The organism is Pontibacter ummariensis (assembly GCF_900188175.1).
Taxonomy (GTDB): domain Bacteria; phylum Bacteroidota; class Bacteroidia; order Cytophagales; family Hymenobacteraceae; genus Pontibacter; species Pontibacter ummariensis.
Map to the genome: position 1 here is coordinate 1 of NZ_FZOQ01000028.1, position 11,775 is coordinate 11,775.

7 protein-coding genes are annotated in these 11,775 nt (G+C 48.9%); 2 read left to right on the forward strand and 5 right to left on the reverse strand.

Annotation, left to right across the window (positions count from 1 at the left end):
- Nucleotides 1-154: 154 nt before the first annotated feature.
- Both CHB92_RS21460 and CHB92_RS21470 read right to left on the reverse strand, forming a co-directional pair.
- Nucleotides 155-661 (reverse strand): hypothetical protein, encoded by a 507-nt coding sequence (locus CHB92_RS21460; RefSeq protein WP_106219202.1) that lies wholly within the window; start codon nt 659-661, stop codon nt 155-157.
- Between the two features lie 366 nt (nt 662-1,027).
- Nucleotides 1,028-1,249, reverse strand: coding sequence for a hypothetical protein (locus tag CHB92_RS21470; RefSeq protein ID WP_089321302.1), 222 nt, complete (start codon nt 1,247-1,249; stop codon nt 1,028-1,030).
- A 1,008-nt stretch (nt 1,250-2,257) separates the two neighbouring features.
- Here CHB92_RS21470 and CHB92_RS26230 point away from each other — a divergent pair.
- Together CHB92_RS26230 and CHB92_RS21480 are read left to right on the forward strand one after the other, a co-directional pair.
- On the forward strand, nt 2,258-4,546 hold the full coding sequence (locus CHB92_RS26230; RefSeq protein ID WP_245842788.1) for an ATP-binding protein: 2,289 nt from the start codon (nt 2,258-2,260) through the stop codon (nt 4,544-4,546).
- A gap of 467 nt (nt 4,547-5,013) precedes the next feature.
- Nucleotides 5,014-6,426 (forward strand): FAD-binding oxidoreductase, encoded by a 1,413-nt coding sequence (locus CHB92_RS21480; RefSeq protein WP_089321303.1) that lies wholly within the window; start codon nt 5,014-5,016, stop codon nt 6,424-6,426.
- A 301-nt stretch (nt 6,427-6,727) separates the two neighbouring features.
- On the opposite strand, the gene CHB92_RS21485 is transcribed toward CHB92_RS21480, so the two are convergent.
- From CHB92_RS21485 to CHB92_RS21495, 3 genes are all read right to left on the reverse strand, one after another.
- Complete coding sequence (locus CHB92_RS21485; RefSeq protein ID WP_089321304.1) at nt 6,728-7,948, reverse strand: PepSY-associated TM helix domain-containing protein; 1,221 nt, start codon at nt 7,946-7,948, stop codon at nt 6,728-6,730.
- Between the two features lie 85 nt (nt 7,949-8,033).
- Nucleotides 8,034-9,254, reverse strand: coding sequence for a DUF4374 domain-containing protein (locus CHB92_RS21490; protein WP_089321305.1), 1,221 nt, complete (start codon nt 9,252-9,254; stop codon nt 8,034-8,036).
- 36 nt (nt 9,255-9,290) lie between these two features.
- Nucleotides 9,291-11,693 (reverse strand): TonB-dependent receptor, encoded by a 2,403-nt coding sequence (locus CHB92_RS21495; protein ID WP_089321306.1) that lies wholly within the window; start codon nt 11,691-11,693, stop codon nt 9,291-9,293.
- Between the last annotated feature and the right edge of the window lie 82 nt (nt 11,694-11,775).

The window sequence follows — 11,775 nt, forward strand, 5'->3', positions numbered from 1 at the left end:
TTCCGTTCAGCACCATGCGATGATCTTTCCACTGCCCCCCGCGCTGTCCTTCACTATCAGGAAACAAATCCGATATCTTCCCCCACTGTTCATCACTTAACTCGTATCGTCTCATGATTTACTAACAAGCCAAGATGAACTGTTGTTTGATTCATCAGACAAAGCCTAATTCACTATCAAGGCAGTTCAACAATTCCTCATTAAATTCTGCGGGAGAACAAGGCAGTGCGTTCGTTTCCAGGAACTCCTGGATGTATTGTTGTAGAATCAAGTTTCCAGGCGAGGCTATCGCCGGAGCAGATGAATAGATTCCGTCTACATAATCCAAAAAGCTTTCTCTGTGCTTTTGGCTCTGTGGAAAAACATTACCACTACCAGTTTTATTGATGATATGCATACGAGGTTCAACACCTGAGTTAAACATAGCCAAGCTTACTTCATTGTTATAACCTGACAGCCTGGTATGTCTGTTCACCACCTCTGGATGGTACTTTATTTGAAGCAAGGCTGTTAACGCTTCAAACGTCTTAGCCGTCCGTTCCTCTTGTAGCCCAACAGTAGGATCCTGGTGAATAGCCTCATGAATTAACGCAGGTACAAAAGCAAAGGGGCTTTCACCTACAAACTCGGGATTAATTAGCACCATCATCTGACCTTCCAACTCATTAGTGGGTACAACCTTAGCAACAGCACTAAATGGTTCGGCCGCGTAAAAGATGCCTTTTACCTTTGGAGCGCCGGTCTCCGTTTTGGCGTTAAAGTAAAAGTCTAACGCCGCGTTACCCCGGGGTAACCTGTCAAAGCTGCCATTGCCGCTCCAATAGAAGGATGACCAGCCTTTTCCCGCAACACTTGGCTGTTAAAAATACTTAGCGCCTTCTGCGTGTCCACCAGCGGATCCTTATCCGCGTATTCCCGCAACATTTGCTCAGCCTGAGCTATGCCAACAGGTTGGCCTGACGGATAAGGATGGCTTGCGCCTAAGTAAAACTGTGGAAACATATTCAGGTCCTGGGGGGCAAATGGCTTAGCGCTTAATACCTCCACCGCCGTCAGGAGTGGCACCTGCGGTCATGGCACAGGCAAGGGCCAGGCAGGCCAGCAGACGCTGAACTGTGCCTATGTTGAAGAAGGGTTTGTCTAACACGTCGCCTTTGCGGGCAGGAGGCTGCGTTTCGGTGACTGTTTCAGCGTTGGTTAGCGGACCTACTCTCCATCGTACTTCCGCCTCTGTGTCAACCTTTCCCATACGGTCTGATTTTAGTTAAACATGATAAAAAATTAACTAATTGTTACTCATTATGTTACTTACTCACCGCAGGTTAATGGTGTGAATCAATATATTTTTAGTGTAAAAAAACAACAATAAAGTACATACAATAACTATGTAAAAGATGGCTCCCAAAAGGCTACCCTAATAGTAGCGACAAGACCTCTTGGGTATAAAAGATGCCAGACACAGAACAAGTCCTTTTGCCATGATGCTACAGCCTGTTCCTGTTCTGCTTTGGAGAAGTGCTATGTGTTGTAAGGCTATGCCCTGGCACGGACTCTTTGTTTGCCAGCATAACTTTCTACAGCGAAGCGGAAACGGCCCATAGAGCGCTTGCAAAAGCTACCTAATCCCTATGGAAATGGTTCGATAATTCCTCCTACGGGCTACACAATACGCCTTCAGAGCTACTTGGAAGCATTTTTTACTTGCTTCGGGCACTAATACAGTTAGTCTGCTTATTTTTTTCATCAAAACATTGGCTACTCCCTATAGGAGGTTTACAAGGTAATGTGCAAAGCTGCCACTGAAAGAACTTCTCTATCTCAATTGTCTTTCTCTTCATTTAATAAATCATGCAGGGCATTATAAATAAACTACCTTTTTTTATAATTATAACGTATAAAAACACTGGTTATAAGGCAGTTAAAGGCTCTTATTATACAGAACTTGTGACCACCGTAAACCAGAATCTAAAAATTTTAGAAAAGGTTTTACAGTGAAAGTCGCTGTACAGCTTCATTAAGCTTTATGTTTTCTCATGCTACTGATTTAGAACAATTCCTACCGATGCAGTGTGGCAAAAGCACCAGCGCAGGTTTGTCTAAGTTAACTGAAGGAACATTAGAAAGGCACCTAAGAGACGAAGCTTTTATTGTTACTCACTTGTAACCTCAATACCTAAAGGCCAAGTGTTAAACTAATAGCAGATACTCAGAAAGAGAACTTATGAATTAGAGTCTCAATTCAGCAGATTAAAAATGTATGAGCAAGTTACTCCTCATCTTCCTGCTTTTCTTCCTGAACACATATTTACTTTCAGCTCAGAATAATGGGGAGTTGTTCCTTTCCCTGGAAAAGCTAAGTGAAAGCTCTTATGGCTTCGAACTGGACCAACACCGTTATGAATGGAAGAGCAGTGAACGGTTTATAAGCAAAGGCTGGAAGTTCCGCCCAGGAGATAATCAGCAATGGAGAAGCTTGGGATATGATGATAAGGAGTGGGCTCTATTGGATACTGACTTTACCTTCACTAACCCTCCCGTAGAATGGCAGGGCATTGGCTGGTTCCGCCTCAAACTCACGATCGATAAATCTTTAAGGAATCAAGCTGTTGCTCTTGTCATGACACACTATGGAGCTTCAGAAATATACCTGGACGGTAAACGGGTGCATCAATACGGAAGGGTAAGCGCTGATCCAGAAAAGGAACAAGTACAACGTCCCTTATTCGGACAGCCTGTCATTCTGGCTCTGGATGATAAACCTGAACATTTGCTTGCTGTTCGCTACTCCTTTCATCGGGCAAAAGAAATTCACAGCCAGTATGGGAAGCTAACCAAGGTTAATGATCAGAATAGCACTGCTGGATTCTTAATTCACATTGACACACCCTCTAAAGCTATATCTCTTTATGGGGAGTCCCTAACTAAAAATCTTACCACCGCGATGATCATATTAGGAGTACTGCTCCTGATAAGCTTTTTTCACCTGATGTTGTACCGCTTCTATTCCCGGGAGAAGTATAACCTTTATCTGTCAATTTTCACGGCCTTGCTTGCCGTTCATTCCTTCACCAAGTTTCTGCCCAGCTATGCTACATTGACTTTTGAGGGTGTAATGTGGAGTAACATTGTCAATGTTCTTGTTGGAGCAGTCTGGCTACCAGTATCGATGCTGGCTATCTACTCTCTCTTCTATCAGAGGATTCCAAAATATGTGTGGTTTTACTATCTTTCCACCCCCATTCTTGCGTATGGTTGGGCTTTCTATAACACCCATCCCATAACTTCACAAGTAGCGTTCACTATAGCCCTCCTCAGTGTGGTTGACATTTTTCGTGTAGTCGTACGGGCGGTTTTGCACAGACAACAGGATGCCTGGATTATTGGGGTTGGGATACTGCTAAGTGAGATACCGCTGGTTGCCTATTTGTTTCCTTCGATGGACAACTACTACAGGTTCTTGTTCCTTTACCCCGTCTGTCTTGCTATTCCCCTTGCCATGTCTGTGCTGATTGCCCGGCGCACTGCCCGAGCTTATAAGCAACTTGGACACCAGTTAAACGAAGTAGAAAAACTGTCAGCAAGGAGTATTGCCCAGGAAAAGGAAAAACAACAAATTCTGGCCCTACAGAATGAAACTCTTGAAAGGCAGGTAAGCGAGCGTACCGCAGAGCTAAGGGAATCTTTTGAAAGCCTTACAAGAACGCAGGCTCAACTCGTGCAAAAAGAAAAGATGGCGTCGCTGGGAGAGCTTACCGCCGGTATTGCGCATGAGATTCAGAACCCCCTGAACTTTGTCAACAATTTCTCTGAGGTAAGCAAAGAGATGATAACAGAACTGCAGCAAGAGCTGGACACAGGGGATATTGATGAGGCCAAAGCCATATCAGTGGATATAAAACAGAACCTGCAGAAGATACACTACCATGGGAGCCGTGCCGACGCCATTGTCAAGAACATGTTGCAGCACTCCCACGGCAACACCGGAGAAAAGGAACTGGCAAACCTCAACATAATTATTGAGGAGTACCTGCGCCTCTCCTACTATGGCATACGAGCCAAAGACAAGGCCTTTACCTGTACCCTTGAAATAAACCTTGACCAAAATCTGGAGAAGGTGGAGGTCGTGCCGCAGGAACTGGGAAGGGTGCTGCTCAATCTGTTCAATAATGCCTTCTATGCTGTGCAGCAAAAGCTGAAACTGGGCTTACCGAAATACGAGCCGAAGGTGACGGTCGATACGCAAAGGAAGAAAGGACAAGTAGAGATCCGGGTCCGTGATAATGGAATCGGCATACCAGAGGGTGTGCAGTCCAAGATTTTCCAACCTTTCTTCACCACAAAGCCCACAGGACAAGGAACAGGATTAGGACTCTCCCTCTCCTATGATATCATTAGCAAGGGCCATGGAGGAGAGCTATCAGTAGCCTCAAAAGAGGGAGAGTGGTCTGAGTTTACAGTTTTGCTTCCGTACATACCTGTACCCGAAGAACTGCTGACTGCCTCTGTTGCTCCTCTCCCAACTGCAGATAATTTTCCACAGCCATAAAATCTTTGTGTATGTGGTCCAATAGTGCACTCCTTCGGTCTACCAGAAAGCTCCTCAGATCAACTGAGGAGCTTTTTTTATGGCCTTCGCCGGTAAGTTTTATGCAGCGAGACACAAAGCATACCCGATTTGTCAGTCCACAATGTGGTCAGAACAGATTGTGTGATGGTCATACCTCCTTTGCAACACAAGCACCCCCAACATCCGGCTGTATTCTTTGGCTTCATACCGTTAGCCCGCTACCCGATATACTTACCAACACTTTAACAGGCAGAGAAAGTAAAAGTACTGTACTCCGCACATCCTGATAAGTGTTGTAATTCTTTCCACCCCCACCTTAATAGTATGATACTGGAAATAATTTCTTTAGAACTATAGCACAAAAATTCAAGTTAAACGTAGATAAATACCAACAAATTATCCCTGTAGCAATTTCCCAACTATATCTCTATCCTAAATGTAAAGCTATGGAAGACAACTTAACCATTCGCCAGCTGATAAACACGAACGGATTGGTGGTGGAACAGGACAGCATTGCTGCCTTTAGATCCGTGTTTAGCGGAGAAGTGCTCAGTCCGGGAGATGCCGGTTATGAAAAAGCCCGTCAGATCTGGAACGCCAGTATCGATAAGCACCCTGGCCTTATTGCCCGTTGCAAGGGTGTGGCAGACGTGGTGGCCGCCGTAACTTTTGCACGGGAGCAGCAACTGCTGGTCGCCATTAGAGGAGGCGGTCACAACGTGGGCGGCAGGGCGCTCTGTGACGGCGGCCTGGTCATTGACCTGTCACTCATGAAGGGCATTCATGTAGACAGCAAGAAGCGCACGGCCCGCGTACAAGGAGGCGCCTTACTGGGAGAGGTTGACAGGGAAACCCATCTCTTTGGTTTGGCAGTGCCCGCAGGCGTTGTTTCCAAGACAGGCATTGCCGGACTCACCCTGGGAGGGGGTGTAGGCTGGTTGGTAAGGAAATACGGCATGACCTGCGACAATGTACTCTCCTTTGATATAGTAACAGCCGACGGGAAACCAAGAGTGGCCAGTGCTGAAGAGCATCCGGACCTGTTCTGGGCGCTTCGTGGGGGTGGTGGCAACTTTGGTGTAGTCACCTCTTTTGAGTACCGCCTCCACCCGGTAAGCACTGTGTTGGGAGGCTTGATACTGTACCCCAGGGATCACGCCACAGAGGTATTGCGGTTCTTCCGTGACTTCACTACGTCGGCGCCAGATGAATTAACCGCTTATGCCGCTCTTCTGCACATGCCTGACGGCACGCCTGCTGTTGCCATTATTGCCTGTTACTGCGGGAACCTGGCAGAGGGCGAGGAAGTCTTGAGGCCTTTGAGGGAGTTCGGCTCTCCCATCGTAGATGCCATCCAACCCATTCCTTTCCCGCAGATGCAAACCTTGCTGGATCCTGCCTGCCCCGACGGGAACCAGAATTACTGGAAGTCCTCTTTCCTGCGCGAACTCAGCGATGACGCCATTGCAGTGATCATAGAACACGCCAATCGGGCTGCATCTCCCCTCAGTGCCGTACTCCTGGAGTTTTATGGTGGGGCAGCCAGCCGTGTGAAACCGACGGAGACAGCTTTTGCGCAACGCCAGGAGCAATTCAACTTAATTGTTATGGCGCAGTGGGAAGACCCGGCAGAGTCTCAAAGCCATATAGCGTGGGCGCGTGACCTGGTACAGGCAACAACTTCATTCTCAAGTGAGGCGTACCTGCTCAATGCCTTGGGTGAGGAAAGCCATGACACCATCAAGGCAGCTTTTGGAGCGAACTACGACCGGCTGGTGGAGGTGAAGAGAACCTACGACCCGACGAACTTTTTCCGCCTCAACCAGAACGTACAACCAGCCGTTTTAGAAGAAAGGTAAACGGTTAGGACGAGGGAGTCTACTTCGAATAGCAATCTTTTGTAGAGCAGGCTTCGGGACTGCCCCTTCAGCCAACATAAAAAGCCCCTCTCAGTTGCAACTGAGAGGGGCTTTTTATGCAACAACCTGGTTTCATAAGCTACCTCATCCCAGGTCTGTTATTTACCGCGAGAAACAGGGAGAGCTAACGTAAGAAGTACCGATAGCTACTGTTACAGCGAATCCATTGGAGAGCGTTTGTGTTTTTTGCGTCAACTCAATGCAGCCCTTGGGCGCTTACCCGGCAGACTGTCGGCCACCCTTATTGGGTAACCACCGGTCTCTTCTTTTCGGCACCTGCCGAAGCGGCTTTTCTCCGGGGCTTCTTCTTTTTGTTCCACCACACCAGAAAACCCGTAACGGGCAGGCTGGCACAGATCAAACTGATAAAGAAAGCGAGGACCTTACCGGGCAGGCCCCAGACCGCTCCTATATGCACATCATAATTGAGCATGTAGAGCTGGTCGGCAAAGCTCGCCTCCTCGTACTTGTCTCCTTTTACCCGGTAACGCTCCAGCGTGTACTGGTCGTAATAATACTCGTTCCGGTTATACCAGGAGCCATGGTCCTGGTAGGCGATCACCTCGATGGCATCGTCTTCATGCTCCAGCGTGGGTGCCATGTAAAATCCTTGCGCATGCGGCTCCTGTGCCAGCGTTTTGTACCAGGCTTGGTCAAGCACCGGGATTGTATCCTGTGCAAGTACGCCTGCCTGGGAAACATCGGAATGTGGGTGGCTGTGTTCCGGCATGGCTTCTCCTCCCGATGTGACGTAATACAGGCCATCGGCAAACCACTCAAAGCTCCAAACCAGCCCCGTAACGGCCAGCACAAAAGCTAAAGTCAGACTATAAAACCCCAGGATGTTATGCAGGTCGTAGTTCACCCGCTTAAAGTTACCGTTCCATTTGACCTTGAAACTCTTGTCGACATTAGACTTATTCCACTTCTTCGGCCACCACATGATGAGCCCTGTGAACAGCAGCACCACAAATATGAGCGTACATGCCCCCACAATTGGCCGTCCGATCTCATAGGGCAACCAAAGGGCGCGGTGCCCGTCGATCACAAAACGGAAAAAATCAAACTCACCCTCCCCTATGGCCTGCTGCTTCTGTAAAAACTCCCCGGTATAAGGATTCATAAACACCGCCGTAAAGCTGCGCTTCCCATTTTCCATACCCTCGTATCCTACTGCCGCCGCACCTTCCTTGTTGCTGTAGGTGAGTCCGGTGGGCGTGTGGCCGGCCATGTATACCTGAGCTGTGTCCAGCAGCTGGCTGGGTGGCACAAAGGCTCTGTCCTGCACCTCCACAAAGCGCCAGGGCTCCAGGGCATCTTTTATTTCCTGCTGAAAAGCATAAATACACCCTGTGATGCTGACAATAAACACCACCACCCCGGACACAAGGCCCAGCCAGAGGTGTAGCCAATCATTCAGTCGTCTGAAGGCACTCTTGCCGTTTATCTTTTTGCTGTTCATCTTAACCTGAGGTGCGAGTTGAGAGAGAAAGAGAAATAAGACCGGCTTCACCCTTTGGATGAAGCCGGTCTTCCTGATGTCTATACTAAAGTTTGAAGAATCCTGCCACAAAATTGGCCTCCACTTCAGCGCCCTTGGTAGCGGTGTTGCTTCCCAGGTCGATCCTGTAAACATAGTTGCGCTTATTTTCTTCCGGAATGACCATGTAAACAAAGTTTCCTTCGTGCAGGGCGGACAACCTTCTTCCCTGCCCCCCATGCTCCGGAATGCCGTCGATGTAGGTAACCGTCTTGTTGTACAGGTCGACAATCGCTGTCCGCAAGGGGCCATCAGACCACATTTTCTGGGCCGCGTTTTCTACAGCGTTTATCTCTGCCAGCGCCTTTCCGTTGCCCAGGTACTTTAAGTGAGCGATGTTCTTGCCCCCCGTCACCGCTTCTACATCGAAGAAATAGTTGGGATCGAACGCCGTCTGCCCACTGTTAATGCGCAGGATGCCCCCATCCTGTGTTGTCTGGCTATAGCCGTTTGCCGGGTTAGAGTGAGAAAGGGCATAGATGTCGCCTTTCTCGTCTTTGATTAGGCCAGACTTCGTGTTGAAACCGCCGATCGGACCTGTCCGGTCATCTTCTATCACCTTCACAAACTCCAGTCCGGGGTAGGTATAAACGGCAACCTGTGCGGCATCCGTGTAAGGGGTTGCAAAAGTAACCGGATCGCTGATATAATAGCTCAGAAAAAGGTGGTTGCCGCTGATGCGCATGCCAGCGTAAGAGGGCCCCTCCAATTCGGTAATGTCGGAAACAGGATGCTGTTTGGTGCTGGTGACCTTTACCGTGTTGGCATCGATGGTGTGAAACTTCACCACGTCTGAGGCTGCGGAAAGCTCCAGGCCTAACAGGGTGTTGTCATCTACTTTTATAAGGTCTGCCAGGCTGTTATCAAAAGAAACGTTCCCGATACGCTTGAGCTGCCCGTCTTCACCCTGCGAAATGCCTACCACATCCACATCATCCAGGCCGCCAATGCTGTAAATGGTGTTGTCGATCTGTGTAAAGTCATAATAACCCGGCTGCTCTATGCCCTGCCCTACCGCAGAAAGGGTTCCAGTCATTACATCTTCAAACGGAACGGTATAATAGGTAAAGGTACCATCGCTGCCTGCCATGGCAAGCGACACAACATAGGGGTTTTCTTCAACAGGGCTCGGACTTTCCGACTCGCTGTCGCAGGAGGTAAATGCAACAGAAGCACCAAGGCTCAGGATAGGTAATGCCAGCTGTCTTGCTTTTTTAATCGATAACATATGCTATTACTTGTTTATGAAAAGGATAGAGTTGGTTTAAAGGACGTACCGTAGCTTCAGGTAAAAAGCACGGCCGGGTTTCTGTAAGTAATATTTGTCGTAAAGCCGCGCATCCGTCAGGTTGCGGACTTCAGCGGAGAGGTTATACTTCCCCTCGTTTAGGCTACAGGAGATTTCGAGGTTGTGCGACGACTGCGTTGGGATGATCTTCTTAGAATCCTGAGAACCAAGCTTTGCCCAGCTCAGGAAATACTGCTCCGAAAAGAAGTAATAGTAGTTCATGTTCCAGACAGCCCCTTTAGCCAGAAAATTTTTGAAAGTAAGACCGGCGTTGGCATTCGCAAACAAGTAGGGCGTGTTTGGCAGGCGGTAGCCTTTCTGGAAGTTTCGCTGGTAGCCGGAGTAAAGGCTGTAAACGGAATCAGCCTGGTCTGTGATGTCCTGAAAAGTTAACCCGCCGCCCATGTGCAGCCTTTCTTTCCACCTGTACTTCAGGCTTCCCTCTACGCCCAGGGTGCGTGTTTTGCTCAGGTTATTGTAGAATGTCTCCGGGCTCCCGCTCACAACCTGATAAATCAGGTCTTTTGCCTCCCGGTAGATAAAGCTGCTTTCCAGCATAAACTGATGGTCCTGCTGAAGGCTGAAGCTATAAGCGGCCCCGGCATTCAGGTTGTCGCTTTGCTCCGGCCCCAGTTCCGGGTTAGGCAGCACAAACAGGCCATCCCCGAAGATCTCCGATGCCCAGGGCATGCGGTACGTATGCTCATAAGAGGCTTTCAGCTGCAGCTGTGGGAGCAGGAAGTAGGAGGTGGCCACCCCATAGCCAAAGCTTTCCTTGTTCGACTCAAACGCATCAACACGGCGTGTGTCTGTCCCGAAATCATACTCCTTGCTGGTCTTGGCCTGCAGGAAGTAGAGTTTGCTGAAGAGCGTGGCACTCCATTTTTCAGAAGGGTCAAACTTATAGGCAAGGCCCAGCACCTGCTTGTTCAGGGAGTTCGGGAACCTGTTCTGTATTTTTTCCGGGTTCTCTGCATCAAACGCTCTCCTGTGGAAATACGTTAGGGCATAGTTAAAGGAAAGCGCGTGCTTTGGACTTATCGTATAGCCCGCATTAAACTGGCTGCTCAGTTCGTCATCGTACAGGGTGGTGAAAGTAGGGATTTTGGAAGGTCCTTCGGCATTTTTAGAGCCAGGTGTATAAGTGGCTTCCCCAAACCAGTTATAGGTGACCCCACGCAGGGTATCCACGATTTCACTTTCGGTCTTACTGTAAGAGCTGAACAGGCTTACGTTCAGCCCATCCACCAGAAGGTTTTCCTTGCTGTACTTCAGGGTAGGCACCATAGAGCGGCTATTTCGGGTAATGCCCCCATACACACTGCCCATGGTGGTACCTGTTTGCACCTGCTGGTCGTTTCCGGATGCCATAAGGCCAAGCAGGAGGTTATCAGCGTACTTCCGGTTGATAAACCCTGTTTCCAGCTTGATGTTAGCAGAGCGGTAGCGGTCGTGGAACCGTTCTACCTCGGCCGAGTCAATCACATTCCCCCCTTCCTTAATCGGCACCCACACCTTGTAGTTGTTGTCGGAATAGTTGTAATTGACGTTTCCTCTGAAAGTAAAGCCGGTAGTCGGGTTCGTGTGGGCTCCGTTTAGCGACAGGCGGTGGGTATTAAAGGAGCCAACCGCATAAGAAGCATCCAGAAAGTTGTTCTTTTTGTTCGTGACGATGTTAACCGCCCCACCCAGTGCATCCGTACCTAACCACACCGGCACCACACCTTTGTACACCTCTATCCGCTCGATGGTATTTACCGGAATATCGCTCAGGCTAAGCGAAGAACCAAAGCTTCCCATCGGAATCCCGTCCAGAAAGAACTTTACCTGGTCCCCTGAAAAGCCGTTGAGGGAAAAGCTAAAGTCAGACCCCAGGCCTCCCTCTTCTGACACCCTTACGCCGGACACCCGGTTCAGCACCTCTTTGGCATCGGAGGTACTGTTCTGTAGTTCTTTGGTGGATATAGCGGTAACGGCATAGGCCTGCTCATTCACCTGTGTGGTAGCAGACTTGCCGATCACTTCCACCCCCTGCACTTCAAAAGCCTTTTCCTGAAGCCTGATGTTTAGCTCTGCTTCTTGCGCGGCCTCTAGCAGAAGCGCCTTTTCCTGTGTTTCGAAACCCAGGAAGCTTACCTGCAGCACATAAGTCCCCGGCAAGAGCCCCGTCAAGCGGAACTGGCCCTGGGTATCGGTCGTGGTGCCGGTCCTGGTATCTTTTAACACCACGGTCACGCCAGCTAAGCCTTCGCCAGCCGGGGAGCTTACTTTCCCCCAAATGCTTGCCTTGTTCGGCACCTGTCCAAAAGCAGTCTGAACGAAACAAAGCAATACCAGCAGGCCTACACGTGTTTTAATATCTTTGAGATGCTGTTGCAAAGCACGAAGGTTATTTAGAATGATTTTAAACTATGGCAAAGATAGAAGAAAGAGAGAGAAAACTAAACCTATTTAGACTAAT